General features: G+C 64.4%; 23 protein-coding genes and 1 pseudogene. 10 read left to right on the top strand and 14 right to left on the bottom strand.

Annotated features, from left to right (window positions below; all coding sequences use genetic code 11):
- Positions 1 to 27: 27 nt before the first annotated feature.
- The 7 genes and pseudogenes from H8A95_RS13395 to H8A95_RS13365 form a co-directional block, all read right to left on the bottom strand.
- Positions 28 to 969, bottom strand: coding sequence for an ABC transporter substrate-binding protein (locus H8A95_RS13395; RefSeq protein ID WP_229183597.1), 942 nt, complete (start codon positions 967 to 969; stop codon positions 28 to 30).
- Positions 966 to 2,059: pseudogene (locus H8A95_RS13390) on the bottom strand (LLM class flavin-dependent oxidoreductase). Before H8A95_RS13390 ends, H8A95_RS13395 begins: the two are co-directional and overlap by 4 nt.
- 33 nt (positions 2,060 to 2,092) lie before the next feature.
- On the bottom strand, positions 2,093 to 3,265 hold the full coding sequence (locus H8A95_RS13385) for an acyl-CoA dehydrogenase family protein (RefSeq protein WP_229183596.1): 1,173 nt from the start codon (positions 3,263 to 3,265) through the stop codon (positions 2,093 to 2,095).
- Positions 3,259 to 4,056, bottom strand: a complete 798-nt coding sequence (locus tag H8A95_RS13380) for an ABC transporter ATP-binding protein (RefSeq protein ID WP_229183595.1) — start codon at positions 4,054 to 4,056, stop codon at positions 3,259 to 3,261. Before H8A95_RS13380 ends, H8A95_RS13385 begins: the two co-directional genes overlap by 7 nt.
- Complete coding sequence (locus H8A95_RS13375; protein WP_229183594.1) at positions 4,050 to 5,066, bottom strand: ABC transporter permease; 1,017 nt, start codon at positions 5,064 to 5,066, stop codon at positions 4,050 to 4,052. The genes H8A95_RS13380 and H8A95_RS13375 overlap by 7 nt, the downstream gene beginning before the upstream one ends.
- Positions 5,044 to 6,141, bottom strand: a complete 1,098-nt coding sequence (locus tag H8A95_RS13370) for an ABC transporter substrate-binding protein (protein ID WP_420839382.1) — start codon at positions 6,139 to 6,141, stop codon at positions 5,044 to 5,046. Before H8A95_RS13370 ends, H8A95_RS13375 begins: the two co-directional genes overlap by 23 nt.
- Positions 6,142 to 6,295: 154 nt before the next feature.
- Positions 6,296 to 6,550 (bottom strand): hypothetical protein, encoded by a 255-nt coding sequence (locus H8A95_RS13365; RefSeq protein WP_229183592.1) that lies wholly within the window; start codon positions 6,548 to 6,550, stop codon positions 6,296 to 6,298.
- A 65-nt stretch (positions 6,551 to 6,615) separates the two neighbouring features.
- On the opposite strand from H8A95_RS13365, the gene H8A95_RS13360 reads away from it, so the two are divergent.
- Both H8A95_RS13360 and H8A95_RS13355 read left to right on the top strand, forming a co-directional pair.
- The gene (locus tag H8A95_RS13360) at positions 6,616 to 7,602 is read left to right on the top strand and encodes an ABC transporter substrate-binding protein (RefSeq protein WP_229183612.1); all 987 of its coding nucleotides are present in this window, start codon (positions 6,616 to 6,618) and stop codon (positions 7,600 to 7,602) included.
- Positions 7,603 to 7,917: 315 nt separating this feature from the next.
- A complete protein-coding gene (locus tag H8A95_RS13355; RefSeq protein WP_274617412.1) occupies positions 7,918 to 8,697 on the top strand; it encodes an SDR family oxidoreductase in 780 nt (259 codons plus the stop codon).
- Between the two features lie 185 nt (positions 8,698 to 8,882).
- On the opposite strand, the gene H8A95_RS13350 is transcribed toward H8A95_RS13355, so the two are convergent.
- Entirely contained in the window at positions 8,883 to 9,182 is a 300-nt protein-coding gene (locus tag H8A95_RS13350) for an HU family DNA-binding protein (RefSeq protein WP_021077434.1), read from the bottom strand.
- 444 nt (positions 9,183 to 9,626) lie between these two features.
- On the opposite strand from H8A95_RS13350, the gene H8A95_RS13345 reads away from it, so the two are divergent.
- From H8A95_RS13345 to H8A95_RS13330, 4 genes are all read left to right on the top strand, one after another.
- Positions 9,627 to 11,240 carry an ABC transporter substrate-binding protein gene (locus tag H8A95_RS13345; RefSeq protein WP_229183591.1) on the top strand — a complete coding sequence of 538 codons (1,614 nt, stop codon included), beginning with the start codon at positions 9,627 to 9,629 and terminating at the stop codon, positions 11,238 to 11,240.
- Positions 11,241 to 11,453: 213 nt separating this feature from the next.
- Positions 11,454 to 12,431, top strand: coding sequence for an ABC transporter permease (locus H8A95_RS13340; protein WP_229183590.1), 978 nt, complete (start codon positions 11,454 to 11,456; stop codon positions 12,429 to 12,431).
- Positions 12,432 to 12,433: 2 nt separating this feature from the next.
- On the top strand, positions 12,434 to 13,264 hold the full coding sequence (locus H8A95_RS13335) for an ABC transporter permease (protein WP_163160952.1): 831 nt from the start codon (positions 12,434 to 12,436) through the stop codon (positions 13,262 to 13,264).
- Entirely contained in the window at positions 13,261 to 14,886 is a 1,626-nt protein-coding gene (locus H8A95_RS13330; protein WP_229183589.1) for an ABC transporter ATP-binding protein, read from the top strand. Before H8A95_RS13335 ends, H8A95_RS13330 begins: the two co-directional genes overlap by 4 nt.
- Positions 14,887 to 14,903: 17 nt before the next feature.
- On the opposite strand, the gene H8A95_RS13325 is transcribed toward H8A95_RS13330, so the two are convergent.
- The 3 genes from H8A95_RS13325 to H8A95_RS13315 form a co-directional block, all read right to left on the bottom strand.
- Entirely contained in the window at positions 14,904 to 16,049 is a 1,146-nt protein-coding gene (locus tag H8A95_RS13325; RefSeq protein ID WP_229183588.1) for a fructose-1,6-bisphosphatase, read from the bottom strand.
- A 217-nt stretch (positions 16,050 to 16,266) separates the two neighbouring features.
- Positions 16,267 to 17,454: a 6-phosphofructokinase gene (locus H8A95_RS13320; protein ID WP_229183587.1), complete on the bottom strand. Its 1,188-nt coding sequence runs from the start codon at positions 17,452 to 17,454 to the stop codon at positions 16,267 to 16,269.
- 153 nt (positions 17,455 to 17,607) lie between these two features.
- On the bottom strand, positions 17,608 to 18,975 hold the full coding sequence (locus H8A95_RS13315) for an NAD(P)/FAD-dependent oxidoreductase (RefSeq protein WP_229183610.1): 1,368 nt from the start codon (positions 18,973 to 18,975) through the stop codon (positions 17,608 to 17,610).
- A 78-nt stretch (positions 18,976 to 19,053) separates the two neighbouring features.
- On the opposite strand from H8A95_RS13315, the gene H8A95_RS13310 reads away from it, so the two are divergent.
- The 4 genes from H8A95_RS13310 to H8A95_RS13295 all read left to right on the top strand — a co-directional run bounded on the left by H8A95_RS13310 (position 19,054) and on the right by H8A95_RS13295 (position 23,250).
- On the top strand, positions 19,054 to 19,908 hold the full coding sequence (locus tag H8A95_RS13310) for a VOC family protein (protein WP_229183586.1): 855 nt from the start codon (positions 19,054 to 19,056) through the stop codon (positions 19,906 to 19,908).
- Between the two features lie 260 nt (positions 19,909 to 20,168).
- Positions 20,169 to 21,491 carry an ABC transporter substrate-binding protein gene (locus H8A95_RS13305; RefSeq protein ID WP_229183585.1) on the top strand — a complete coding sequence of 441 codons (1,323 nt, stop codon included), beginning with the start codon at positions 20,169 to 20,171 and terminating at the stop codon, positions 21,489 to 21,491.
- On the top strand, positions 21,488 to 22,429 hold the full coding sequence (locus H8A95_RS13300) for a carbohydrate ABC transporter permease (RefSeq protein WP_163161793.1): 942 nt from the start codon (positions 21,488 to 21,490) through the stop codon (positions 22,427 to 22,429). The genes H8A95_RS13305 and H8A95_RS13300 overlap by 4 nt, the downstream gene beginning before the upstream one ends.
- Positions 22,426 to 23,250 (top strand): carbohydrate ABC transporter permease, encoded by an 825-nt coding sequence (locus tag H8A95_RS13295; protein WP_146985232.1) that lies wholly within the window; start codon positions 22,426 to 22,428, stop codon positions 23,248 to 23,250. The genes H8A95_RS13300 and H8A95_RS13295 overlap by 4 nt, the downstream gene beginning before the upstream one ends.
- A gap of 229 nt (positions 23,251 to 23,479) precedes the next feature.
- On the opposite strand, the gene H8A95_RS13290 is transcribed toward H8A95_RS13295, so the two are convergent.
- The 3 genes from H8A95_RS13290 to H8A95_RS13280 all read right to left on the bottom strand — a co-directional run bounded on the left by H8A95_RS13290 (position 23,480) and on the right by H8A95_RS13280 (position 26,866).
- Positions 23,480 to 24,673, bottom strand: coding sequence for an aspartate kinase (locus H8A95_RS13290; protein WP_229183583.1), 1,194 nt, complete (start codon positions 24,671 to 24,673; stop codon positions 23,480 to 23,482).
- 39 nt (positions 24,674 to 24,712) lie between these two features.
- Positions 24,713 to 25,942, bottom strand: coding sequence for a peptidase M15 (locus tag H8A95_RS13285; RefSeq protein WP_229183609.1), 1,230 nt, complete (start codon positions 25,940 to 25,942; stop codon positions 24,713 to 24,715).
- A 246-nt stretch (positions 25,943 to 26,188) separates the two neighbouring features.
- On the bottom strand, positions 26,189 to 26,866 hold the full coding sequence (locus tag H8A95_RS13280) for a cysteine hydrolase family protein (RefSeq protein ID WP_229183582.1): 678 nt from the start codon (positions 26,864 to 26,866) through the stop codon (positions 26,189 to 26,191).
- Between the last annotated feature and the right edge of the window lie 5 nt (positions 26,867 to 26,871).

Below are 26,871 nucleotides of genomic sequence, written 5' to 3'. Positions count from 1 at the left end.
GGAATTACGCGTGATCGCGCACTTCGATCAAAGCCCGGCGCCCTTCTCCACGGCGGCGCCAAACGACCGGTCGACGATGTCGGCGGCGTTGACCTTTTGCCGGATCAGGCCCCAGCGGTCGTAGAGGTCGATGGTCTTCTGCTCGTCGGCCACCACGCTGTCGTCAATCGGCGCGATCCGGATCTTGGCCCGCGCCAGCCAGTTCAGCGGTACCGCGGGCGGGATGTTCATCAATTTGCCCCAGGTCGCGGCGTAGCCCGCGACATTATTCTGCGACCATGCGCGGGCAGTCGCGAGCCGGCGCACGAAATCCTCGAGCTCGGCGCGCTTGGCCTTAATCGCGTCAGGGGTCGCGACCTGGAAGCCGAGGCCGGGCGTGATGCCGTCGGCCGTGATGACGCGGCGCGATTTGAACAGCACCTCCTCCTGGCTCACGTAAGGCTCCCAGGTCGACCAGGCATCGACCGAGCCTTGCGTGTAGGCGACCTTGGCATCCGATGGCGCCAGGAACACGATCTGCACGTCGCTCGCTTTCCAGCCGCGCGACTCCAGCGCCGCCAGGATCAGCTGATGGCCGATCGAGCCGCGGCCGGTCGCGATCTTCTTGCCGCGCAGATCGTCAAAGCTCTTGATGGCGGAATTCTCCGGCACCACGACTGCCAGTCCTTCACCGGACTGTCTGACCGCGGCGATCGCCTTGACCGGGACGTTGGCGGCGGCCGCGAAGGTGAAGGGCGCATCGCCGACCAGACCGGTGTCAATTGCACCGGCACCCAACGCTTCCAGCAGCGGCGCGGCAGCGGCGAACTCCTTCCACTCGATCTTGTAGGAGATGTCCTTGAGCACGCCGGCCGCTTCCATCACGGCCTGCGAATTGCCCTTCTGGTCGCCGACGCGTAGCGTGGCCTGCGCGAAGGACGCGTCGATGGCGGCGAGCGCAAGCGCCGCCGCAACGATGAGACGGATCATTCGGCGGCGATCCCCCGCTGCTCGTCGCGCGCGGCGATCAGCTTGCGGGTCAGCGGGATCAGCTCGCGGCCGTAGTCGATGGCATCGACCAGCGGATCGAAGCCGCGGATCAGGAAGTGGCTGACGCCGAGATCGTAGTAATCGGCAAACACCTCGGCGACCTGCTCGGGCGTGCCGACCAGCGCGGTCGTGTTGCTGTTGGCGCCGGTGAGTTTCGCAATTTCGGTCCACAGCCGCTTGTCGATGCGGGTGCCCTGATCGGCGAGCGCGAGCAGCCGCTTGGCGCCGTCGGTCGCATGATTGGGCCGGCGATAACCGGTCTGGTCCTGCAACGTGGTGGCGCGCTCGAGGATATGTTCGGCCTTCGCCCACGCCTTCTCCTCGGTGTCGGCCAGGATCGGTCGCACCGACAGGCTGAAGCGCGGCGTCGGCCGGCCGTGCCTGGCCGCCGCGACGCGCACCCGGGCGGTGACGTCGCGCACTTGCGCATAGGATTCACCCCACAGCGCGAAGGTATCGGCATGCTTGCCCGCGACCTCGACCGCGGCATCCGAACCGCCGCCGACGAAGGTGTAGACACCGCCCTTCTGCAACGGCTTCACCTGCGAGAAGCCGTTCTCGACGTTGTAATACTTGCCGCTGTAGTTGAACGGCTTCTCGCAGGTCCATTCCAGCCGCACCACGTCGAGGAATTCGCTGGTGCGGGCGTAACGCTCGTCCTTGTCGTCGAGCGTGTTGCCGTCCTGGCGCAGCTCGATGGCGTTGCCGCCGGTGATGACGTGCAGCGAGACGCGGCCGCCATAGAACTGGTCCAGCGTCGCAAGCTGCGCGCCAAGAGCGTCGGCGCGGTGAAGCCCGGGCGCTGCGCGATCATCACCTTCAGCGATTTTGTGATGGTCAGGACATGCTGCGCGACCTGCAGCGCGTCGGGCGTCGTCGAATGGAACGCGAGCAGCGCGCGATCGAAGCCGGCCAGCTCATGGGCCTTGGCGACCGTCTCGATATAGGGCGGATCGAGTACCGGCCCGGACCGGACGATGGTCTCGGAGGCATTGTTGTTGGTGATGAAGCCGATGAACTCGACCGGCATGACTGACAACTCCGTTGTTGTTGGCTGTTGTTTTCAGACGCCCAGCGCGTGGCGTCCGGCGGAGACACGGGTGGCATCGTCTTGCGGGGTATGGACGCGTCCGCACAGCACGTCGCGGTAATGCCGCTCCAGCGGATTGGTTCGCGACAGGCCGTGATTGCTGGTCAGCGACAAGGCATCCTCCACCACTGCTGCGGCGTTATTGGTCACCGTCAGCTTGATGATGTTAGACTCGATCGCGGACAGCGGGAAGCCGTTATCGAAATCGGCGGCGAAGCTGTCGATCAGGCGGGCATTGACCGCAAGACGCGCCTCGATGCTGCCGACGACCTCCTGGATGCGCGGCACGGTCGCCAGCGGCGCGCCGAGATTGGCGGGCACCCGCTCCTTCAGGAATTTGACCAGCCAGTCGCGGGCGGCACGGCCGATGCCGTCATAGATCGCGGCGACGAAAATCGCGTGCACGGTCGCCTGGGTGACGTCAGGAACCTTCCAGTCGTCGGGCCTGCGGACGTCGATCTCGTAATCCAGCGGAAACACCACGTCGTCGAAGATCACCGTGTGGCTGCCGCTGGCGCGCAGGCCGAGATGATCCCAGGTCTCTTCGATGCGCGTTCCCGGCAGGCCGGCGGGAACCAGAAACAATCCGACACGGGTGTCGGGCTCGTCGGTCTTGGCCCAGACCGAATACCATTTCAGGATCGGCGCGCCGGTCGAATAGATCTTGCGGCCGGTCAGCCGCCAGCCGGTCTCGGTGCGGCGCGCCGTGGTCGCCGGCAGGCCGCCGCGCGCCGGCGAGCCGAGTTCGGGCTCGACGCGCAATGCGTTGATCAGCGCCACGCCTTCGACCGTCTCCCTGGCGAGCTTGCGCGACAGCCGGCCCGGCCAGCGTGTGCTGCGCGCCATCACCAGGTGCTGGATGTAATGCATCGACAGCACCAGCGCGGTCGATGGATCGGCCTTGCCGATGATGCCGAGCACGCGCGTGGCATCGCGGGCACCGGCCCCGCCGCCACCGAGCGCCGCCGGCGCGGTCAGCGCCAGCAGGCCTTCGCGGGAGAGATCGGAGAAATTCTCGAACGGAAAGCTGGCGTCGCGATCATGCGCGGGCGCGCGCGCGGCAAACGCCTCCGCGAGCCGCAACGCGCGCGCGATGTATTCGGGCTCGTCCGCAGGCGGCAGCTCCCTCGCTGCTGTCGTCACCACGTCGCCTCCAGTCCGAGCAGCCCGAGGATCTGCTTGCGCAGCTCCGCGAGATAGGGATCGCCGCGATGCCGCGGGTATGGCCGCCCGACCGCGATATCAGCCTTGATCCGCGCCGGGCGGTCGGAGAGCACGATGACGCGGTTGGCCAGCACCAATGCCTCCTCGACGTCATGGGTGACGAGCAGCGTGGTGAAGCCTTTGCGCTGCCACAGCGCCACCAGCTCGGACTGCATCGCGATCCGCGTCAGCGAGTCGAGCTTGCCGAGCGGCTCGTCGAGCACCAGGATCTTCGGATCGTTGACCAGCGCTCGCGCCAGCGCGACGCGCTGCGCCATGCCGCCGGACAGCTGATGCGGATAGGCGTTGCGGAATGAGGACAGGCCCACCAGCTCGAGCACGGCATCGACCCTGTGTCGCTGCGTTTTCAGAATGCCCTGCGCTTCCAGCCCGAGCGCCACATTATCCCAGACCGTACGCCAGGGAAACAGCGTCGGATCCTGGAACACGACGACGCGCGACGGATGCGGGCCGGTGATGCGGACCTCATCCTCGCGCAGCGAGCCGCTGCGTGGATTCTCCAGCCCGGCCACCAGCCGCAGCAGGGTCGACTTGCCGCAGCCGGACGGGCCGAGCAGCGCGACGAACTCGCCCGGCGCGATCGCGAGATTGACATTGTCGAGCACCGGCAGCGTGGCGCCATCGATGTCGAAGGCGTGGCTGACGCCCTCGATGTCGAGCTCGGCGCCGACGGCGGGATAGGTGATCGCTTCAGCGGTGGACTGCACTACCATTTGACGACGCCCTTCTGCCAGACCAGCAGGTGGTCACGGGTGCGAAACAGCAGCGTGATCGCGCCGGAGCAGAGCAGCGACATCACGATCAGCGCCGCATACATGTTGGCATAGGCCGCCCAGCCCTGCGCCCATTGCAGGTACCAGCCGAGCCCGGCCTTGACGCCGATCATCTCGGCAACGACGAGCACCGCAAAGGACGAGCCGAGCCCCATGAACAGGCCGACGAAGACATGCGGCAGCGCCGCGGGGATCGCGACCTTCAGCACCAGGAACGACGGCTTGGCGCCGAGCGTGCGCGCGACATCGTAATAGGCGCTGCTGACGCTCGCCACACCCGACCAGGTCAGCACCGTCACCGGAAATCCCGTGGCGAGCGCGATCAGGAAGGTCGAGGCGCTCCAGCTCGACGGGAAGGTGAAGAAGGCGATCGGCAACCAGGCGGTGGCCGGCAGCGGACCGATGAAGCGCAGCACCGGATGCACCCAGTAGCCGATCTTTTGCGACCAGCCGATCGAGACGCCGGTGACGAAGCCGACCGTCGCGCCGATGATGTAGCCGCCGAGTTGCAGCTTGATCGAGGCGAACACGCTGTCGAGCAGTCTTGGCAGATCGTCGGTGTAGACCTCGAGGATCGACTGTGGCGGCGGGAAGAACGGCAGCGGCAGCCACGCGAATTTCGCGGTGGCGACCTCCCACAGCGTGACAAGGGCGCCGAACGCCAGCAGCCACGGCGCACGCTTGCGCAGTGCCTGCCCGGCGCTGCCGAGATAATCCGCGCTGAGCGTGCCGAACAGGATGAAAACCGCGATGACGATCGCGCCGATGCCGAGCGAGGAGGTCCGCGACCAATCGCCGACGTCGGGCCAATACAGGCACGACGCGCCGAACGCGAGCCAGGCGAGGCTCGCCGCAAGCCCGACGCCGTAGCTGCCGGAAAGGTTCGAGAACGTGACCGCGGCGCGCGGCGCAGCCGCTGCCGTCGTGTCAGACACTGAATACGTCGACATAGATCCGCTCCGCGAATTTAGCCGTATCGGTGCTCTGCTTGAACACCTGCACCGATTTCAGGTCGTCGGCGTAGCCCTTGAGCTCGCGCTTGAGCACCTCGCCGGTCGGATGATGGTGATGGGTGTGGTAGCGCGCCATCGCCTCGAGATCGGCGAGGCTCGCCGCCTTCGGCGCATAGGGCTGGAACGACTTCGCCGCCTTGTCCGGGTTCTGCGAGGTGAACATCGCAGCATCGAGCAGCGCCTGAGTGATGGCGCGGGCGACGTGGGGTTCTTCGCGGACCAAACTGCCGCGCAGGCCGACGATGCAGCAGCTCTTGTCGCGGTACTCGCCATCGAGGTTGGAGGCGACCTCCTTGTACTGCGCGTCCTTCAGCCAGAGATAGGCCAGCGGGTCCGACGACAGGAAGGCCTGCACCTCGCCCTTCTCGACCGCGACATTGAGCAGATTGCCGGGATAGGCGCGCCAGTCGACATTCTTGACCGGGTCGATGCCGAGCTTTGAGAGCTGGATCGAGAAGAAGTTCTTGTCGGGACCGGCGAGATCGCCGACCGCGACGATCTTGCCCTTGAGATCAGCGAGCTTGTCGACGCCGGAATTGGTGCGGGTCAGCACCCGCATGCAGCCGCCATGGGTGCCGGCGGCGATCTTGACGTCAAAGCCCTGCTCGAGCGGCTTCAGCCAGCGCAGCGCCATGCCGAGCCCGGCGTCGCTCTTGCCGGTGGCGATCGCCTCCAGCAGCTGGTCGGTCGAGCCGGAATAGTTGACGAGCTCGACGTCGAGGTTCTGCTTCTGGAAGAAGCCATAATCGATCGCGACCGGCAGCGGCGCGAGGCAGACCGCGCCGGCGTTCCAGGACAGCTTCAGCTTGCGCGGTGCGCCCGTCAGCGGCGGCGCATCGGATGCTGTCTTGCAGACCGGGAATTCAGAGAAGTCGATCGCCGGCGCGATCGGGCGCGGCGCGAAGGCCTGCGCGCTATAGGCGCCGATCGGTGCGGCAAAGGCTGCGGCAGCGCCTGCACGCAGCAAGGTGCGGCGATCCATCACCGTCTTCTTGTTGTCGGTCGACATCATTACTCCTGCATTTCGGCAAGGCTCCGCCCCGCGCACAAAACGGCTCCGTCTGCACGCCCCGTCGTTCGAAGCTCATGGTTCAGAAAAAGCGGATTTCTCCGGCGCGATTGCACTCAAGGCAACGCTCAAATGATGCGGCGCGGCAGGTTCACCGTCAATGAAATGGAATTTCGAATGTCATCGACGCCGCAGTCGATATCTCCACGATCGCATCGCGCGACGATGAAAGGATTTTCGCTGTTGTCGCGACACGGAGATGCGGCGCCATCGCTGTGACTGTATCAAATCCAGGCGCTTTGCGGACACATGCGCGATGTCTTCTCCGTTCGGCAGGTTCGACGAGATCATCCTTGCTGTGCGGCCCGCGAATACAGATTTCCGTTTCGTTGACGGCGAACGGCTTGCTCATAGACTTGATCGAACGCTGCCGTGCTTTCCGCCGGGCAGTGAATGAATCAGAAAGAAAAAATGCATATGCGCAAACTGACCCGCCCGGGCTCTCCCTATTCTCTGACGCGCCGCACCGCGTCCGCGCTGATCACAGCAGTGATCACGCTGTCGACATCGGCGGCGGCGTTCGCGGCTGATGCGATCGTGCTGCGTGTCGGGGACCAGAAGGGCGGCAACCGCTCGCTGCTGGAGATTTCCGGCCTCGCCAAGGACCTGCCTTACAAGATCGAGTGGTCGGAATTTCCGGCCGCGGCTCCGATCCTGGAGGCGATCAATGCCGGCGCGCTCGACGTCGGCTACACCGGCGATCTGTCGTTCCTCACGGTCTATGCGTCGGGCGCACCGATCAAGGCGATCGGCGGCACGCGCTCGGATGCGCGGACCCAGGCGATCCTGGTGCGCGGGGATTCGCCGATCAAGACGGCGGCCGACCTGAAGGGCAAGCGCCTTGCCGGCACGCGCGGCGGCTGGGGCCAGTTCCTGATCAACGCGACGCTGGAAAAGGCAGGCAGCAGCATTGAGGACGCGACCTTCGCGCCGCTCGGCCCGGTCGACGCCAAGATCGCGCTGCTCGCCGGCTCAATCGACGCCTGGGCGGTGTGGGAGCCCTACGTTTCCTATGCCAAGCTGAAGGACAATGCGCGCGTCGTCGCCGACGGAGAAGGGCTGACGCCGACCATCACCTTCATCGTCGCCTCCGACAATGCGATCGCGACCAAGCGCACGGCGGTGCAGGATCTGGTGCAGCGGCTCAACAAGGCGCGGCTGTGGTCGCTCGACCATGTCGCGGAATATGCCAAGAGCACGGCCGAGCTCACCAAGCTTCCGGAAGACGTGCTGCTCGCCGCCTACACCGCGCAGAAGACGAGCCCGATCGCAATCGACGAGGCCGTGGTGAAGGAAATACAGGCCGCCTCCGACCGTGCCACGCGCTACGGCATCCTCGGCAAGACGCTCGACGTCGGCAAGGCCGTCGATCGCAGCTTTACGGCCGGTGCCAATTCGAACTAGCGCTTGCTTGATGTAGCGCGCTCTCTCCTCACCTCCCCTTGGAAAGGGGAGGTCGGTTTGCGCAGCAAACCGGGTGGGGATCCTGCCTCCGCGGACACTGCCGTTGCGGCTTGACCCCCACCCCACCCTCCCCCTTTCAGGGTGAGGGAGCTTGACGGCGGAGCTCACCTCACTGTGCAACCCGGAGACATCCGATGCCCGGCCCGCTCCATCTCGCGATAATTGTCACGGCACACCTGCTCTGCATGACCTTGTTGGTCGCGCTGTCGGTTTGATAGCGTTGTCTCCGGGACCTTGATGCATCGGAGAACAACAATGAACCTATCGATGAAGGACCGCGTGGCGGTGGTCACCGGCGGCAGCAAAGGTATCGGGATCGCGGTGGCGCGGCGGTTTGCGGAATCCGGCGCCAAGGTCGCGATCCTCGCCCGCGGTGCAGCCGACCTCGCAGCAGCGCGCGAGGCGCTCGCCAAAGATGGCCTCGTGGTGCGCGATTACGTCTGCGACGTCGCGAAGGCCGCCGACATCAGCAACGCCCACGACCAGATCGTCGTCGACTTGGGCAAGATCGACGTGCTGGTCAACAACGCCGGCACCGCGCGCACGCTGGCGTTCGAGAGCATCAGCGACGAGGCCTGGCAGGAGGACCTCGACCTCAAGCTGTTTGCCGCGATCCGCTTCAGCCGGCTGGTTTGGCCGGGCATGAAGCAGCGCAAATGGGGCCGCATCATCAACGTGCTCAACACCTTTGCGAAGGCCCCGGCCGGCAATTCCGCGCCCACATCGGTGTCGCGTGCCGCCGGCATGGCGCTGACCAAGGTCATGGCCAATGAAGGCGGCGAGCACAACATCCTGGTGAATGCGCTGTTGGTCGGCCTGATCATGAGCGATCAATGGGTCAAGCGGCATGCTGCCCAGGCGCCGACCACGGATTTCGGAGAATTCGCCAAGGGCCTTGCCAAGGGCACGCCGCTCGGCCGCATCGGCACAGCGGAGGAGTTTGCCAACCTCGCCTGCTTCCTGGCCTCGGAGCAAGGCTCCTACATCACCGGCACCGCCATCAATGTCGATGGTGGCCGGTCGCCGGTGGTCTAGAACTCCGGTGATCCAGAACTCCGGTCTTGGCTTAACCAGGACCGGAGCTCCGGATGCTTGCTTCGGCGCGTTTCCACATGCGAGCCGGTGTCCATTTCGCTCGAACACTCTCGCGGGCAGGCAACCTACTGCGGCTGGCTAACGGCTCAAAAGCAAAAGGCCTCCGTCACCGGAGGCCTTTCATCTTAAACCGCGTCCTTGGCGGCCTTGACCGGCCGTGCGCGGACGATCTTCCGGGCCGGCTTGGCCTTGAACATCATCTCTTCGCCGGTGAAGGGGTTGGTGCCCTTGCGCGCCTTGGTCGCAGGCTTCTTGACGACAACGAACTTCGCGAAGCCGGGGACGAGGAACACCCCGGCCTTCTTCAGCTCCTTGTGGCCGACATCGACGAGCGAGTCCAAAACGTTCTTGACGTCGCGCTTGGAGAGTTCGGTGGTGGTCGCGATCTTCTCGATCACTTGCGACTTCGACAGTTGGGTAGCCATGGTTGCTCCATTGATTCTGGAGTGGGCACGATATGGCGGAAAACGCCGAGAAAAACAGTGTTTTCTGCACTCACCACACGAATATCGCTGTGGACAGCGCCCGAATCAGGGTTTTTTCCAGTGTTTTTTCCAGTCAAGTCGCTTCCGACCCCTAAAATTACAGCGTTTGCGCGGCTTCGGGGCCCCCGAAACGCCCCCTGAAGAGAATCACCTTGCGCATCTCGCGCCGCCGCGGTGCGACAATGCCGCGCACAATTCGGGTTGCGAGGCGCCGCGGTGCGCCACTTCAGGTTTCGGAAAGGATCCTCCAAAAGGCCGCGGCATTAGGAAATGAGCCGGGTTCGACTCGGGTTCCCTTTCCAAGGTAACATCGGTGCAAGGCGGCCACGACCGATCGGCCGGCCGCCCGATGCAAGCCTTTAGTTACGTTCCGGAGACCCGCGTATGGATTTGAGCCGCCTCGAGATCAACCGCCGCACCGCCCTTCTGACCTCGGCCGCAATTGCCGCCAATGTCATCAATCCGATGCGGGCCTTCGCGCAGGAGACCCCGCGCAAGGGCGGCGTGTTCAACGTCCATTACGGCGCCGAACAGCGCCAACTCAACCCCAGCATCCAGGCCTCGACCGGGGTCTACATCATCGGCGGCAAGATCCAGGAAAATCTGGTCGACCTCGACGCCGACGGGCAGCCGGTCGGCGTGCTCGCCGAGAGCTGGGAGGCAACGCCGGACGGCAAGACCGTCACCTTCAAGCTGCGGAAGGGCATCACCTGGCACGACGGCAAGCCGTTCACCTCGGAGGACGTCGCCTTCACCGCGATGAACATGTGGAAGAAGATCCTCAACTACGGATCGACGCTGCAACTGTTCCTCACATCAGTCGATACGCCCGATCCGCAGACCGCGATCTTCCGCTACGAGCGGCCGATGCCGCTGAACCTGCTGCTGCGCGCCCTGCCCGACCTCGGCTACGTCTCCGCCAAGCACCTCTATGAGAGCGGCGACATCAGGCAGAACCCGACCAATCTGGCGCCGGTCGGCACCGGTCCGTTCAAGTTCGTCAAATATGAGCGTGGGCAGTACATCATCGCCGACCGCAACCCGGATTACTGGCGGCCGAACGCGCCCTATCTCGACCGCATCGTCTGGAAGGTGATCACCGACCGCGCCGCGGCGGCTGCGCAGATGGAGGCCGGCGAGCTGCACTACAGCCCGTTCTCGGGCCTGACGATCTCGGACATGGCGCGGCTCGGCAAGGACAAGCGCTTCATCGTCTCGACCAAGGGCAATGAGGGCAACGCCCGCACCAACACCATCGAGTTCAACTTCCGCCGCAAGGAACTGGCCGACATCCGCGTCCGCCGCGCCATTGCGCACGCGATCAACGTGCCGTTCTTCATCGACAATTTCCTGGGCGATTTCGCCAAGCTCGGCACCGGCCCGATCCCGTCGACCTCGACCGACTTCTATCCCGGGCCGAACACGCCGCAATATCCCTACGACAAGGCCAAGGCCATCGCGCTGCTCGACGAGGCCGGGTTCAAGGCCTCCGGTGGCAACCGCTTCTCGCTGAAACTGCTGCCGGCGCCGTGGGGCGAGGACATCTCGCTGTGGTCGACCTTCATCCAGCAGTCGCTCGGCGAAGTCGGCATCCAGGTCGACATCGTGCGCAACGACGGCGGCGGCTTCCTCAAGCAGGTCTATGACGACCACGCCTTCGATCTAGCCACCGGCTGGCACCAGTATCGCAACGACCCCGCGGTCTCGACCACGGTGTGGTACCGCTCCGGCCAGCCCAAGGGCGCGCCGTGGACCAACCAGTGGGGCTGGGAGGACAAGACTGTCGACAAGACCATCGACGATGCCGCAACCGAAGTCGATCCGGCCAAGCGCAAGGCGCTCTATGCCGATTTCGTCAAGGAGGTGAACACCGAGCTGCCGGTCTGGATGCCGATCGAGCAGATCTTCGTCACCGTGATCACGGCCAAGGCGCGCAACCACTCCAACACGCCGCGCTGGGGCTCGGCGAGTTGGCACGATCTTTGGCTTTCGGCGTAGCTCATCTCCGGCAGAAGCGGTGCTGCCCACTTCTCCCTCTCCCCGTTCTCTACGGGGAGAGGGTTGGGGTGAGGGGCTCCCTCCACGATGTCGATCCAACGATGGACCTGTCCCCCCTCACCCGGACTGCTTCGCAGTCCGACCTCTCCCCGCAAGCGGGGCGAGGTAAGAGAGGCCAGTGTCCCCTTCGTTCGAAACCGCTATAGATAAAGCATGCGTATCCTGAGCCTTGCGGGGCGGCGGCTTGCCGCCTCGATTCCGACCTTGTTCCTGATCCTGATCGGCGTGTTCCTGCTGTTGCAGCTCGCGCCGGGCGACACCGTCGATGCGCTGATGGCGCAGATGGGCGGCGGCGATGCCGCGACGGCGCAAGAGCTGCGCAAGTTCTACGGGCTCGACCTCTCGGTTCCGGCGCAGCTCGGCAGCTATCTGTGGCACCTGGTGCGGCTCGACCTCGGCTTCTCCTCGATCTACGGCAAGCCGGTGGCGACCGTGATCCTGGAACGGCTGCCGCCGACCATCCTGCTGATGACGGCGTCGCTGTCGTTCGCGTTCTTCTTCGGCCTCCTGTTCGGCGTGATCGCCGCGCGCGGCGTCAACCGCTGGCCAGATACGATGATCTCGACGCTTGGCCTGATCTTCTACGCCACGCCCTCGTTCTGGTTCGGGCTGATGGCGATCGTGGTGTTCTCGGTCTATCTGCAATGGCTGCCGCCGGGCGGTTTCGAGGACATCGGCACAGTCCAGACCGGGATCTGGCGCGTGCTCGATATCGCAGCACATCTCGTACTGCCGACGCTGACACTCGGGCTGATCTTCCTCGCGATCTATCTGCGCATCATGCGCGCCTCGATGCTGGAGGTCTTGAACCTCGATTTCGTCCGCACCGCCCGCGCCAAGGGGCTGGACGAGACCCATGTCATCACCCGCCATGTGCTGCGCAACGCGCTGCTGCCGATGGTGACGCTGATCGGCTTGCAGGCCGGCACCATGCTCGGCGGCTCGGTCGTGGTCGAGAGCGTGTTCTCGCTGCCCGGCCTCGGCCGCCTCGCCTATGAATCGGTGGTGCAGCGCGACCTCAACACCCTGCTCGGCATCGTCTTCGTCTCGGCGCTGCTGGTCATATCAGTCAACTTCGTCGTCGACCTGCTCTACGCGCGGCTCGATCCGCGCATCGCGACGGAGGGCTGACGATGGACGCGGCAAAACGCTATTTCCGCAGCCCGGCCGCGGTGATCGGCCTGATCCTGCTGCTGCTCGTGATCGCGATGGCTGTAAGCGCGGGTTTCCTCTATCCGCGCGATCCGCTTGCCTTGGCAGGTCGGCCGCTGGTCTGGCCGTTCTCCAACCCGCGCTTTTTGCTCGGGACAGATAATTCCGGGCGCGACATCGCCGCGCAGATCTTCTACGGCGCCCGGATTTCGCTCCTGATCGGCGGCGTCGCCACGATGATCGCGATCCTGATCGGCATCCTGGTCGGCGCTTTCGCCGGCTATTACGGCGGCTGGGTCGACAATGTGCTGATGCGGATCACCGAGGCGTTCCAGACGCTGCCGAATTTCGTGCTGCTGCTGGTGCTGGTGGCGGTGTTCGGCTCGACGCTGACCACGGTGACCATCGCGGTCGGCGTGGTGTCATGGCCGGCGCCGGCACGGCTGACCCGCGCCGAGTTCCTGTCGCTGCGCAACCGCGAATTCGTGCAGGCCGGCAAGACGCTCGGCATGAAGGATGTTCAGCTCATCCTAGGCGAGATCCTGCCCAACGCACTGCCACCCGTGATCGTCTATGCCAGCGTGGTGATGGCGGTCGCCATCCTGCTGGAAAGCGCTCTCGCTTTCTTAAGGCTGTCCGACCCCAATGTCGCCTCCTGGGGCAATCTGATCGGGCTCGGCCGTGATGTGCTTCGGGTGCAGTGGTACGTCTCGGCAATCCCCGGCATTGCGATCCTCGTCACCGTGCTCGCGGTGTCGCTGGTCGGCCAGGGCCTCAACGATGCGCTCAATCCGAGGCTGAAGAGCCGATGAGCGAAGCTGTCCTTTCGCTCGACGGCCTGACGGTGCGCCTGCCCAAAGGCGCCGACCGGCCGCATGCGCTGTCCGATGTCTCGCTCTCGATTGCGTCGAATGAGATCCTCTGCGTGGTCGGCGAATCCGGCTCCGGCAAGTCGATGATGGCGAATGCCATCATGCGGCTGCTGCCGAACGAGGTGACCATCGAACAAGGCCGGATGATGTTCGACGGCCGCGACCTCTGCGCGACCGATAGCGCCGAGATGCGCGATGTGCGCGGCGCCGGCATCGCGATGATCTTCCAGGAGCCGATGACGGCGCTCAACCCGCTGCGCACCATCGGCGACCAGATCGGCGAGATGTTCTCGATCCACACCGGCCTGTCCAAGGCCGAGATCAACGCACGGGTGCTGGCGCTGCTCGAGGACGTGCGCATCCCCGATCCGAAGGCAGCCGCAAAGGCCTATCCGCACGAGCTCTCCGGTGGCCAGCGCCAGCGCGCCATGATCGCGATGGCGCTCGCGCTCGACCCGAAGCTCCTGATCGCCGACGAGCCGACCACCGCGCTCGACGTCACGACGCAGGCGCAAATCCTGAAGCTGATCCGCGATCTGCAGCAGCGCAAGAAGACCGCGGTGCTGTTCATCACCCATGATTTCGGCGTGGTCGCCGAGATCGCCGACCGCGTCGTGGTGATGCAGCACGGCGCGATCGTCGAGCAAGGCACAGCCGATGAGGTGCTGAACAATCCGCAGCACGCCTACACCAAGCAGCTGATATCAGCCGTGCCGCCGCTGACGGCGCCGCCACCGCGCATCCTGTCCGGCAAGGATATCCTGACCATCGACGGGGTTTCAAAAACCTACCGCACCGGCGGCTTCCTCGGCCGCGGCGCGCGGATCACGGAAGCGGTCAAGAACGTCACGCTGCGCCTGCCGCGCGGCGCGACGCTCGGCATCGTCGGCGAATCCGGCTCGGGCAAATCGACGCTGGCACGCTGCATCGTGCGGTTGATCGACCCCGATACCGGCTCGATCATGCTCAACGGCAAGGACTGGGCAAAACTCAGCCGCGACGAGATCAGGCGCGAGACCCGTCATATCCAGATGGTGTTCCAGGATCCGTTCGCCTCGCTCAACCCGCGCCGCAAGGCGGCAGAATTGGTGGCGCAGGGACCGATCGTGCACGGCACCGATCGCGCGACCGCGATCGCCGAAGCCCGAAAGCTGTTCGAACTGGTCGGGCTCGACCCGTCCGCCGGCGACCGCTTCCCGCACGAATTCTCCGGCGGCCAACGGCAGCGCATCGGGCTGGCGCGTGCGCTGGCACTGAAGCCGGACGTGCTGGTCGCCGACGAGCCGGTCTCGGCGCTCGACGTCTCGGTGCAGGCGCAGGTGCTAAAGCTGCTCGCCGGGCTGCGCCAGCAGCTCGGCCTCTCCATCATCTTCATCACCCATGATCTGCGCGTCGCCGCGCAGATCTGCGATCTTGTTGCCGTAATGAAGGATGGCGCCGTGGTCGAGCAGGGGCTGACCGCCGAGGTGTTCGGCAAGCCGCAGCATCCCTACACGCAGGCGCTGCTGTCCGCGATTCCCGGCGGAGCGTTCGCGCGCGAGCACGATACCGCGACCGCGTAGCCGGGCACGCGCGGTCCCTACTCCGCCGCTTGTGGCTTTGGCTCCTCGCGCAGCCGAAAGCGCTTCAGCAATCCGGATACCGTGTCGCGGAAGCCGCCATATTCCAGCTCGGAATAGGGTAGCATCGCGGCACCGGACCAGCCCTGGCTGCGCATCTCGATCGCCTTGCGCTGGGCCCGCTGGCGGACCTCGTCCCACGCAAGGTTGTCAAAGAAATCGGTATAAGACTCCGAAAACTTCCCGTCCCCGTCAATCGAGAAGCCGACGCAGGAAACGATCGGCAGGCAGTACATCCCCGTTACCGGGGTGTTGAGCGGAACGGGCATCAGCGGCATCACATGCGAGCCGCGCGCATCGCCGCCCACGAAGTGCGCCTTGGCGAATGGCGAGATGATTTCCTCGGGCGCCGCGAAAATCCCCTGGTTCCTGACGATCGCGACCGGATCATCCTTGCCGGTGTACTTGCCTGCGATGGAGTGAAGGCGCTGCGCCGAAATGGCGACGGCGACCTCACCATAGGTTTTCGAGACGATGCGATCGATGCCGAAACGTTCGTTATCGCGAAGCAGCGCGGCAATGTGGTAGCCGTCCGCCGGCGCGTCGAGTTCGATCACGCTGTCGCCGGCCGTGTTATCCATGTCGATAATATGGAAACGGAAGCCCTTGATCATCGGGGGCAGCATCAGCCCGGCGCAATACATGGGATCGGCAAAGGCCAGATAGAGCGGCAGGTTGTAGGCGCCGGGGCCGCACTTGTCGGCGGCAAACACCATGAAGGACTCCGCGGGTCTCGCGCCCGAGAGGCTGTGGTCGAAGCTGAGCTCGGCGACGGCCGGGCCGGCGCCGCGAACGTTTCCGGAAGGGGCGTCGACGAGAAGATCCTGGCCGGCGCCGTAGAGCCCGGAGGTTTTCGCAACCGCAGTGGCCGCAAGAAACGTATTCCAGGCGAATTGATGGACCTCGGAGCTCCCCTCGCCCCGTGTGTGCGTCATGATGATCGCGATGTCGTCGCCAGTGTGGCGGACGAAACCGTCGATCAGGAGACCATTGTCGATCGCTTTCGCGACCTCCCCTTCGACAGCCGCCATCATACGTGCAGATGGCTTCGTATGGCCCCCGACGGAGCCAATGTCAGCCTTGATGACCGAAATGGTGAGTCTCATGAGCATCCCTCCGACCGCAGCTCAGCGCCTTAGCCTCGGCGCTCGCTACGCCGGGGACGACGGCGCTGCTCATTTCGCGAAAAGAACGTTGTGTGGTGCGATAGGTTCCTTTGTAGGATCCACCGGAATTATGGCCGCGCTTGCGGCTTGTGTCGATGCGCGCCAACCACGCATTCGGAATAGCCGGCCATGCTCGATGGGATTACCACCTACCGTGCTAGAAGGCGCGGTTGAGAAAGATCGGCAAGCCCCGCTTGTTGGAATAGAGAGGACGGTAGCGCTCCGTGTTGTACGCACTTGCGACGTCCAGTTTGCGCGGCCCGAGCTTGGCGTCGGGGATCGGCACGAGGTCGTAGCGCCCCTCGACCAGCGCCGACATGAGGCCGGTTTTGCCTTCCAGGATTGCATCGTAGGCCAAGTTGCCGAACGTCAGCGCCACAAGCTTGTCGATGAAGTCCGGATCGCCTGACCGCAGGTCGTAGGTGAGGTCAGAGACGATCGTCTCCTCGCCGGTGCGCCGCTTGATCTCGTCCGCGAACGCTTCGCCCACGCTCGCCTTCCTGCGGTGACCATAGGCGTCAGGCTCGCCGAACTCCTGCGCCTTGTAGCCCTCCCACTCGGCGCCCTCGCTGAGCACGATCAGCGCGTAGTTGCTTGGGTTGCCGTGCTTGTCATCGACGAGAAGCTGGATCAGCTTGTCGAGATTGACCTTGTGCTCCGGTATGGCGCATCGGATCGAGGTTGCGTATGCGGTGTAGAGTGCCGTAAAGCCGGCATCGCGGCCAAAGACACGGAAAATGCCGATTCGCTCGTGCGAACCGACGGTGGTGCGCTGGCGCTGGATGGCATCGCTGGCACGGGTGATCGCGGTCGAGAAGCCGATGCAGTATTCGGTGTTGCGAACGTCGTTGTCCATCGTCTTCGGGATGGCAATGATCTTGACGCCGAGCCCGTTGAGCTTATCCGCATAGCTAAGAGTATCGTCGCCGCCGATGGCGATCAGATGCTCGATGCCGAGCCCCGCGAGGTTCGCTAGCACCTGGCTGGTGAGATCGCACGTCGTGGTTGCGATGCCACCCTTGGTGCTCCGGGAAACCGGAAAGTCGCGGCCCGCGAGATGATCGGGCAATTTCTTCATTTTGGAGGGATTGGTGCGGCTCGAGTGCAGCACGGTGCCGCCGCGCCGGTCGATGACGCGCGTATTTTCGCGGCTCAGCGGGATGATGTAATGGGACTTGCTCGCCGGGTCGTCGAGGTTCACGTGTGTGAGGGCCTCCCAGCCGCGGCGGAGACCGACAACCTCGATGTCGTCCTCGCTGCCTCGATATGTCACGCTCTTGATCACCGCGTTGAGGCCGGGGACGTCACCGCCGCCCGTGAGAATACCAATGCGCTTCCTCGCCATGACCACCTCCCAGGACTCGGTATGTGGCAATAACGCCTGCGTCGCGTCGGGGTTTCCACAACACTATCCGCCAACGGCGGAATCCTCGTGATCGCGGCGCTCCACCGGACCAGTTTGGGCTCCCATTCTTCGAAGCGCAACGTTGGTCCGCGCTCACCTTGACCGGCGCGAGGCGAGCAAATGCTCCGCCCAGCGCAGCAGCTCGAAGCGATCGCCCCCGACCAGCTCCTGCGCATCGCGCTGCCGGTACAGCACCAGCATCCAGGGCGCGAGCTTGCGTAGCAAGCCGTGCGCCATGTACTGCATCGGCTCGGTGAACGGCAGCGCCAGCTCGCTTTCCGGCACGCCCTGCACCGCCCGCGCCAATTCGCGGCCGAGCGGGATGGTCAGCGCAACGGCGCGGCCGTTGCAGCCGGTCCAGCCATAGGCGTTCGGTCCGAGGCGATGCATGCGCGGCAGGAAATCCGCGGTCATTCCGACATAGCCGTTCCAGACATAGTCGAAGGAGACGTCGCCGATCTGCGGCCACAGGCGCTGCAACCGCTCGGTCACCCGCGCCTTCAGCCGCCCGGTCTTGTCACCGGGGCCGAGCACGGCGCCGCCGGTGACGAGGCGATTGCGGGCGTCGTAGCGCGCGAAATAGAGCTCGCCATGGGTATCAGACATCGCCTGCCGGCCGGGAATGATGGTCTTGCGGACATTGTCCGACAGCGGCTGCGTCGCCATCTGCCACGACAGCACCGGCATCACCTCGGTCGCGATCTCCGGCACCAGCGATTTCGCGAACTCGCCGCTATAGGCATTGGTCGCGACCACAAGCGCGCGGCCGGAGATTTCACCCTTCTCGGTCTTCACCACCCAGCGCTCGCCGCGGCGCTCGAAAGCGAGCGCGGGTGAGCGGGCGTAGATCCGCGCACCGAGCCCGAGCACGGTGCGCGCAAGGCCCCGCGCCAGCGCCAGCGGATTGACGTGACCGCCGGTCCTGTTCCAGAAGCCGCCGTACCACGCATCCGAGCCGAGCATGTCGCGGGTCTGGTCGCGCGACAGCAATTCGACCGGCGCGCCGAATTTCGACCATTGCTGCACGCGTCGTTCCGCGATCTTGATCCGCCCCGGCGAATGCACCGGCTGCACCCAGCCGGCCTGCTCCTGCTCGGCCTCGATATTGTAGCGCCTGACGACGTCGAACAGCATTGCCGCGCTGTCGCGCAGCATCGCAACGAAGCGCTCGCCGGCCGCGCCGTGCCTCTTGATGACGTCATCGGGATCGGGGCGCGACAGCGTCGGGATCACCTGGCCGTTGTTGCGGCCGGAGGCGCCCCAGCCCGGCTCGGCGGCCTCGACGATCGCGACGTCGACATTGGCCTCGCGCAGATGCAGTGCAGTCGACAGGCCGGTGAAGCCGCCGCCGATGATGACGACGTCAGCCTGCTGCGCGCCCGTCAGTTCGGGGCAATCGGGGCCGGCTGGCGTCGCTGCGGCCCAGAGCGAATTGGGCCAGCGCACGGCATTGCTGGTCATCATGATCCTTTCTTGCGGGCGCCCGGTCATTCTGGTTAGTTCTACTCTACTCTCTCATTCCAGCCGGGAAGACAAGAAGTGGCACTCAAGAACGTCATCGGAATCGATCACGCCGTAGTCATGGTGAAAGACCTCGACAAGGCGGCCGAGAATTACAAGCGGCTCGGCTTCACCGTGTCGCCGCGCGGCACCCATAGCGCGCATATGGGATCGGGCAATTACACCATCATGTTCGACCCTGATTACATGGAATTGCTCGGCGTGCTGACGCCGACGGAACACAACGCTCCGGCGCGCGCCTTCCTGGAGAAGCGCGGCGAGGGCATCGAACGGATCGCGTTCACCGCGGTGGATTCCACCGCCGGTGCCGAGGAGATCCGCGCACGCGGCTATGCGCCGATCGGGCCGACCGATTTCGAACGCCCCGTGAGCTTGCCTGATGGTACCGTCTCGGCGGCGAAATTCCGCACCTTCCAGTGGCCGACCGCCGAGGCGCCCGGCGGCGTCCGCATCTTCGCCTGCCAGCACAAGACCCGCGAGACGGTGTGGATCCCCGAACTGATGACGCACGCCAATGGGGCAAAACGCCTCAAGCAGGCGCTGATCGTCTCGCCCGAACCCGCGAGCGATGCCGCGCATCTGTCCAAGATGATCGATATCGCTGTCAGGAACGATCCCGACGGTGCGGTTGCGGTGCCGTCCGGCGGCGATCGCGCCGACTTCGTGTTCCTGACCAGGGATCAGCTCGGCAAGCGCTATCCCGGCGTGTCGCTTGACGGCCTGTCCGAGCGCGGCGGCGCCGGCCTCGTGATCGCGGCCGACCTTGCCGCCACCGAGAAGGCGCTCGGCGCGGTCGGCGTGAAGGACGGCGGCGGCATCACCGTGCCGCCGGCCGCTGCGAACGGCACCCTGCTCGCCTTCGTCAAGGCCTAACTGCCATTTCCCGTCATCCCCGCGCAAAGGCTTCGCCTTTGTCGCTGGAGGAGTGCGCCCTTGCGCGCGTCTCGAAGAATGCACGGCCCGGCTGGTGGCCGTCGACCCTTCGAGACGCGCTTCGCGCTCCTCAGGGTGACGGGTTTAGGAGGATGCGCGGCGCGGCGTTATGCAGCGGCGCCGCGCTCGTAGGGGCTAGGCACAGAGAAGCAAGACGCTAGTATCCCTCCCAAACAAGAAGCAGTCCCTGGGAGAGAAACATGTCGCATCACCTGATCTCGCGCCGGCAGATGCTGGCGGGCACGGCCGCCGCGGGCGCGGTTGGATTGACCGGATTTCCGGCCCGCGCCGAGGTCAACTGGAAGAAATATTCCGGCACCACGCTCGAAGTCAGCCTCGCCAAGGGACCGCGCGGCGACAATCTGCAAAAATACATCAAGGAATTCACCGAGCTCACCGGCATCAAGGTCGAATCGGAGCAGGTCCCCGAGCAGCAGCAGCGCCAGAAATGCGTGATCGAACTGTCGTCGGGCAAGCCGAGCTTCGACGTCGTTCACCTCAGCTATCACGTGCAGAAGCGGCAATTCGAGAAGGCCGGCTGGCTCGCCGACATGTCGGGCTATCTCAAGGATCCGAGCCTGACGCTGCCGGACCTCGTCGAGAGCGATTTCTCCGCAGCCGGCCTGCAATACGCACGCAACGACAAGGGCCAGATGCTGTCGCTGCCGTGGTCGGTCGACTATTTCATCCTCTACTACAACAAGGAGTTGTTCCAGAAGAAGGGCGTCGAGGTCCCGAAGACGCTGGAGGAGATGGCGGTCGCCGCCGAGAAGCTCACCGATCCCAAGGAAGGCATCTACGGCTTCGTCGGCCGCGGCCTGCGCAACGCCAACATGGCGATGTGGACCAACTTCTATCTGAACTATGGCGGCGAATTCCTCGATGCGAAGGGCAATATCCTGACCGATGGCCCCGAGGCCGTCGAAGCGACAAAACTCTATCAGCGGCTGCTGACCAAATGCGCGCCGCCCGGCGTCGCCGGCTTCAACTGGATGGAGTCGATGGCGTCCTTCACCCAAGGCAGATCGGCGATGTGGATCGACGCCGACGGCTGGGCGCCGCCGCTGGAAGATCCCGCCGCCTCACGCGTCGTCGGCAAGGTCGGCTACACGCTGGTGCCCGCCGGCCCCAAGGGCAGTTTCTCATCGACCTATGGCGACGGCGTCGGCATCGCAGCCGCCAGCAAGAACAAGGAAGCCGCCTATCTGCTCTGCCAATGGGTGGTTTCGAAGGGACAGGGCGCGCGCCTGCTGCAAGCCGGCGGCGGCGTTCCGTTCCGCAACTCCATCGTCGATGATGCCGAGGTCGCCAAGGGCGTCAAGACCAAGGAATGGCTGCAATCGGTGGTCGATTCCGCCAAGATCTCCAAGCTCGGCCTGCCCGTCATCATCCCGGTCGCTGAATTCCGCGACATCGTCGGTGCGGCACTGACCGCGACGCTGTCGGGCGCCGATCCCGCTACCGAATTGAAGAAGGCGCATGAGCAATTCCGCCCCATCCTGGAGCGTAGCGAAAAAGCGTGAGCGTGGTGACACAGACTGAGCCGGCGGCAACGACCGAGAACGTTGCGCCGGCGCGTGAGTGGCGTCCGCCGTCCTATTGGCCGTTCGTGATCCCGGCGCTCGTCGTGGTGCTGGCGGTGATCATCTTTCCCTGGGTGTTCACGATCTGGATGAGCATGCAGGAATGGAAGGTCGGTTCGCCCACCACCTTCGTCGGGCTCGCCAACTATTTGCGGCTGCCGACCGATCCGCGCTTCGTCGAGGCGGTCGGACACACATTGTCCTACACCGCGCTGTCGGTATTGCTGCCGCTGGTGTTCGGCACGCTTGCGGCGGTGGTGTTTCACCAGAAATTCGCCGCGCGCGGCTTTCTACGCGGCATTTTCATCATGCCGATGATGGCAACGCCGGTGGCGATCGCGCTGGTGTGGACCATGATGTTCCACCCGCAGCTTGGCGTGCTGAACTATCTGCTGTCGCTGGTCGGCCTGCCGCCGCAGCTCTGGGTGTTCAACCCAACCACCGTGATCCCATCGCTGGTGCTGGTCGAGACCTGGCAATGGACGCCGCTGGTGATGCTGATCGTGCTCGGCGGCCTCGCCGCGATCCCGACCGAGCCCTATGAGAGCGCGCAGATCGACGGCGCCAATTTCTGGCAGGTGTTCCGCTTCATCACGCTTCCCCTGATCATGCCGTTCCTGTTCATCGCCGGCATGATCCGCATGATCGATGCGGTGAAAAGCTTCGACATCATCTTCGCCATCACCCAGGGCGGGCCGGGCTCGGCGTCGGAGACCATCAACGTCTATCTCTACAGCGTCGCCTTCGTCTATTACGACCTCGGCTACGGCTCGGCGATCGCGGTGGTGTTCTTCCTGCTGATCGTCGCGTTGGCGGCGCTGCTGCTCTACTTGCGCAAGCGCCTGCTGTGGACGTCGCAGCTCGGGAGCGACGCATGAACCCGCGCTATATCCTCGGCCGGATCGGGCTATGGCTGTCGGTGTTCGTCATCGTCTCGCCGGCGATCCTGTTCTTCCTCTGGATGGCCTCGCTGTCGCTGAAATTCGAGATCGACAACGCCTCCTATCCTCCGGTGTTCTTTCCGGAGCATATCGCCTGGAAGAACTATGCCGACGTGTTCGCGTCGAACCGCTTCCTGACCTATTTCACCAACAGCCTTGTCGTCACCGGCTGCGCCACCGCCCTGGCGATGCTGGTCGGCGTGCCCGCCGGCTACGGCATTGCGCGGATGGCCGCGCACAAATCGGCGATCGTGATCCTGATCGCGCGCATCACGCCGGGCCTGTCGTATCTGATCCCGCTCTTCCTGCTGTTCCAGTGGCTCGGCCTGCTCGGCACGCTGGTGCCGCAGATCATCATCCACCTCGTGGTCACCGTGCCGATCGTGATCTGGATCATGATCGGCTATTTCGAGACCACGCCGCTGGAGCTCGAGGAAGCCGCTCTGATCGACGGCGCCACCCGCTGGCAGGTGTTCCGCCATGTCGCGCTGCCGATCGCGAGGCCCGGGCTCGCGGTCGCCTTCATCCTCGCGGTAATCTTCTCCTGGAACAATTTCGTCTTCGGCATCGTGCTGGCCGGACGCGAGACCCGTACGCTGCCGGTCGCGGTCTACAACATGATCTCGTTCGACCAGCTGAGCTGGGGCCCGCTCGCCGCCGCAGCATTGATCGTGACCGCGCCGGTGCTGCTGCTCACCGTGATGGCGCAACGGCAGATCGTCGCGGGGCTGACGGCGGGCGCGGTGAAAGGCGGCTAGGGCAATATGAAGTGATGGGGCTCTCGCCGGGGGCGCGGCCAAAATATCGAAAACAACCCCATGCAAAGTAGCCGGCGGCGTCCGGCGTTCGACCAGGCAACTTGACACGTCGGGCAAGTCAGGGATATTCTTCTAATATTCCGAAATTGTGCAAGCGTCACCTCGCCCCAAGGCTATCGCATATGGCATTTGCGGGCTTCTGCGACATTGCCCCTTCACCAGGTTTCAACTAGATCAGCGAATGCAAGGCCCTGACCGCAGCCTCACGGCGCTCCGTCGGAACAAAGAAGCTTACCGAATGCGATGACAAGACATACTTGTCGGCGATGATCCCGTGACGTTGCAGAATCTGAACCGCCTTGTATGGCAGGTCCGAAGAAATACCGCCGAAGCAGGTGAGGCTCACCGAACTGAGAGTCTCGCGCTGTTTGCGCAGGTCTTTGCTCCTCTCCAACGTGCGCAGCAACGCGTCGAGCGTCTCCGAATCGGAAGTCATCATGATGCGGGTTTTTTCGGCGGCGAAAGCCGAGGCGAGGAGTTGCGGCCAAGGCAAGGCGTTTTGCTTGAGATGCTGCGCGAACTTCTCAAAGCCTTGATTGAGGTCCGCCGAATCGATCTCCACATGCTCGATGCGAGCCATCGAGTTGACGGCCAGGACTCTTCCGTTCTCCATGTCCGCGACCTCCTTCATCACTTGCGTGCTGTGTCGAGCGCCGCCCCACTTTCTCAAGACCAAGGGCACGTTTCGGCTGTCGGCCAGCTCCACGCAGCGAAAATGCAGCACCTTGGCGCCCCAGAAGCACATTTCGGATAGGGATGCGAAATCCAGCTGACGCAAGGTTTTTGCATTTGCGACGATGCGCGGATCAGCCGAGCAGACTCCGTCGACCTCCTTGATAATCTCGCAGCACTCCGCTTGGAGTGCCGCAGCCATGGCGACCGCGGTGGTATCGCTGCCACCCCGGCCAAGCGTCGTGATCTCCTTGGTCAGCGGATTCACGCCCTGAAAGCCCGCCAGAACCACGATGCGTCCGCGATCGAGCTCTTCACGCACACGAGTCGGCCGCACATCCAGAATGCGTGCGGAGGAATGGGATCCATCGGTCATCACGCCGGCCTGACTGCCGGTAAAGCTGATCGCCGGCACGCCGAGATCAGACAGCGCCATGCTCATCAAGGACATGCTGATGCGCTCGCCGGTGGTCAATAACATATCGAGTTCGCGGCGATTAGGATGCGGGCTGATCTGATAGGCCATCCTGACGAGCTCGTCGGTGGTCTTGCCCATCGCTGAAACGATCGCCACGACACGATGGCCACGGCCATGCAAGTCGGCGACGCTGCTCGCGACTGCGCGGATTTTTGCCGGCGTTTCGAGACAGGCGCCGCCGTATTTTTGCACAATGATGGGATTGCTAGGCATTCTTGCCTGCGTCGTGTTGAAAGGCGCAGCCGAACCCGGTCAGATCGTTCTCCCCTTCGACGCTTTTGCGGTTTTTGATCGTTTCGCCACGACCCGCACAGCGCCCCGGTTGCGCTTCTTGGTATCCGCTTCCGCATGCTGAGCTTTCGTCACGCCGCGGTGAGCGGCGTATTCCTTGCCGTCTATCGGCGCGACATGCGGCGGATCTCGATCGAGATACGGTCGCCCGATTCCAAAATCCGATCCACGCGCATCGATCCATTTCCAAAGGGCCTCGGTGGAGACCCAACGCTCCGCCCGCGTCGCGCCTTTGACGCTCACGACATCTGCGGCAAGCCCGTGGCCATAGCCGCCGCGGAAGCTCCCTCCGTGGTATGACTTGTCGGACGCCGCCTTCAGGCCGCTCGCGATCGATTGACGGTAGTCATCGCGGAACGCGCTGGTTATCCCGGGCGACAAACCGGCCTGCTCCGCCGCGTAAAGCGCGTGAAAGAGCTTGAGCTTGAATCTCCGATCCACCCCTCCAATCACGTAGTCCATCAACGGCATGGCCATTCTTTCCGCCGCCTTCGGATCCTTCCACGTGAAATCGTTATCGACGCGCCTGGTGAACGTCCTGGTGACGGTCACCGTCTTGCGCTTCCTTTTGACCGTCACTTTCCGCTGCTCTTGTACGCTGATGGTGTCTTCCTTGGGCGTCCGCTCGTAGAGGGCCCACAAATACCGGTCGATGCACACATCAACGACGAGGCACTCTTCGAAAATATCCAAGGGTCTCGCGCCCTCCTTGGTGTCGCTCGACACTGGAGGCCTGCTCGCTATCGCCGTTTGCTCCGGCGATGTTTCAACCGGCAGCATCTGCGACGAATCCGGCAACGCAGCCACGACGATTGATTTCGGTTCGCTCAAGGTCGCTGTCGCATCAGGGGCCGGCGGCGCCGGCATCGATTCAACCGCCATCGCCGCATCGGCGTTGGCGACAGCGCTGCCCATGACGCCTGCCGGCGGCGCGGCCGTCGCGTCGGAGGCCGGCCACGTCACGGGTTCGGCAGCCATCGCCACGTCAGCGTTCACGTTGGCGACTGCAGTTGCCTGTCGCGTATCAGCCAGTTCGGCATTGGCGGCGAGAGATGGTGCTAGTCCCTCGATGGGCACTGCTCCGGTGTTCCCGATGCCGGCAGAGCCGGCAAGCCAGGCAAAGAGCCAACCTGCGAGAACGACCGTCCCGCACAACTCCGGCGTCACCGTCGCAATTCGCCGCGGGTTCATCATCCCGAAGCCTCCAAAGGCTCGATCCGAGCCCTGTTGCACAGCCAAGCACGTGACGGCATCGATCATTCGGATCAAATGGAAACGCGCAATGGGCGGAATCCGTTGGGCCGACGCTTTTCCAAGGAGTGTTGCTCGACCGCAACGCCCGGTCGCTAGGGCGGCAACTACCTCGCCTTCATCCAGCTTGCCTCGATCCGGCCAAGGCTACGCGTTGATGAGTCCGCGTCCCAATCTCATCACGCTCTAGCCAGCGAGCGCCGCCAGCACCGCGGCAGACTCGGCGACCCAGCCGAAAATGCCGCCCTGGGCCTTGATCATCTTCAGGCCCATCTCGTGGAATTCCGGAAAGTAGGACGCGCAGCCGTCCGAGATCACGACGCAGCGATAGCCGCGGTCGTTGGCTTCGCGCACCGTGGTGTTGACGCAGACTTCAGTGGTGACGCCGCAGACCAGGAGATTCTCGATGCCGTATTTCTGCAGGATGTCGCCGAATTCGGTGGCGTAGAATGCGCCCTTGCCGGGCTTGTCGATCACGATCTCACCGTCGAGCGGATAGAGCTCGGGGATGATGTCATGCCCGGCCTCGCCGCGGATCAGGATCCGCCCCATCGGCCCGGGATCGCCGATCCGCAAGCGAGGCGCGCCGCGCTCGACTTTTGCCGGTGGGGCGTCCGAAAGATCGGGCAGATGGCCCTCGCGGGTATGGACCACGAGCAGGCCGGCGTCGCGCACTGCCGCGAGCACCTCGGCGATCGGCTTTACCGCGCGGGCAAGCTGGCTGACGTCGTTGCCGAGCGTCTCGCCGAAGCCCCCTCGCTCCATGAAATCGCGCTGCATGTCGATGATGACGAGCGCAGTCTTGCTCCAGTCGAGCGTGATCGGCCCCGGCTCCGCCGCGATTGTCGCGCCTGAATTCGCCATGACGT

Source organism: Bradyrhizobium oropedii (assembly GCF_020889685.1).
In the GTDB taxonomy this organism is placed as follows: domain Bacteria; phylum Pseudomonadota; class Alphaproteobacteria; order Rhizobiales; family Xanthobacteraceae; genus Bradyrhizobium; species Bradyrhizobium oropedii.
Note: the sequence above shows the minus strand (reverse complement) of the source record. Positions and strands in the feature narration are given on the sequence as shown.

Coding starts and splice junctions, on each gene's coding strand:
- H8A95_RS13395 (WP_229183597.1), bottom strand. CDS start 969: ATGATCCGTCTCATCGTTGCGGCGGCGCTTGCGCTCGCCGCCATCGAC.
- H8A95_RS13380 (WP_229183595.1), bottom strand. CDS start 4,056: ATGGTAGTGCAGTCCACCGCTGAAGCGATCACCTATCCCGCCGTCGGC.
- H8A95_RS13375 (WP_229183594.1), bottom strand. CDS start 5,066: ATGTCGACGTATTCAGTGTCTGACACGACGGCAGCGGCTGCGCCGCGC.
- H8A95_RS13370 (WP_420839382.1), bottom strand. CDS start 6,141: ATGATGTCGACCGACAACAAGAAGACGGTGATGGATCGCCGCACCTTG.
- H8A95_RS13365 (WP_229183592.1), bottom strand. CDS start 6,550: ATGAGCAAGCCGTTCGCCGTCAACGAAACGGAAATCTGTATTCGCGGG.
- H8A95_RS13360 (WP_229183612.1), top strand. CDS start 6,616: ATGCGCAAACTGACCCGCCCGGGCTCTCCCTATTCTCTGACGCGCCGC.
- H8A95_RS13355 (WP_274617412.1), top strand. CDS start 7,918: ATGAACCTATCGATGAAGGACCGCGTGGCGGTGGTCACCGGCGGCAGC.
- H8A95_RS13350 (WP_021077434.1), bottom strand. CDS start 9,182: ATGGCTACCCAACTGTCGAAGTCGCAAGTGATCGAGAAGATCGCGACC.
- H8A95_RS13345 (WP_229183591.1), top strand. CDS start 9,627: ATGGATTTGAGCCGCCTCGAGATCAACCGCCGCACCGCCCTTCTGACC.
- H8A95_RS13340 (WP_229183590.1), top strand. CDS start 11,454: ATGCGTATCCTGAGCCTTGCGGGGCGGCGGCTTGCCGCCTCGATTCCG.
- H8A95_RS13335 (WP_163160952.1), top strand. CDS start 12,434: ATGGACGCGGCAAAACGCTATTTCCGCAGCCCGGCCGCGGTGATCGGC.
- H8A95_RS13330 (WP_229183589.1), top strand. CDS start 13,261: ATGAGCGAAGCTGTCCTTTCGCTCGACGGCCTGACGGTGCGCCTGCCC.
- H8A95_RS13325 (WP_229183588.1), bottom strand. CDS start 16,049: ATGAGACTCACCATTTCGGTCATCAAGGCTGACATTGGCTCCGTCGGG.
- H8A95_RS13320 (WP_229183587.1), bottom strand. CDS start 17,454: ATGGCGAGGAAGCGCATTGGTATTCTCACGGGCGGCGGTGACGTCCCC.
- H8A95_RS13315 (WP_229183610.1), bottom strand. CDS start 18,975: ATGACCAGCAATGCCGTGCGCTGGCCCAATTCGCTCTGGGCCGCAGCG.
- H8A95_RS13305 (WP_229183585.1), top strand. CDS start 20,169: ATGTCGCATCACCTGATCTCGCGCCGGCAGATGCTGGCGGGCACGGCC.
- H8A95_RS13295 (WP_146985232.1), top strand. CDS start 22,426: ATGAACCCGCGCTATATCCTCGGCCGGATCGGGCTATGGCTGTCGGTG.
- H8A95_RS13290 (WP_229183583.1), bottom strand. CDS start 24,673: ATGCCTAGCAATCCCATCATTGTGCAAAAATACGGCGGCGCCTGTCTC.
- H8A95_RS13285 (WP_229183609.1), bottom strand. CDS start 25,942: ATGAACCCGCGGCGAATTGCGACGGTGACGCCGGAGTTGTGCGGGACG.
- H8A95_RS13280 (WP_229183582.1), bottom strand. CDS start 26,866: ATGGCGAATTCAGGCGCGACAATCGCGGCGGAGCCGGGGCCGATCACG.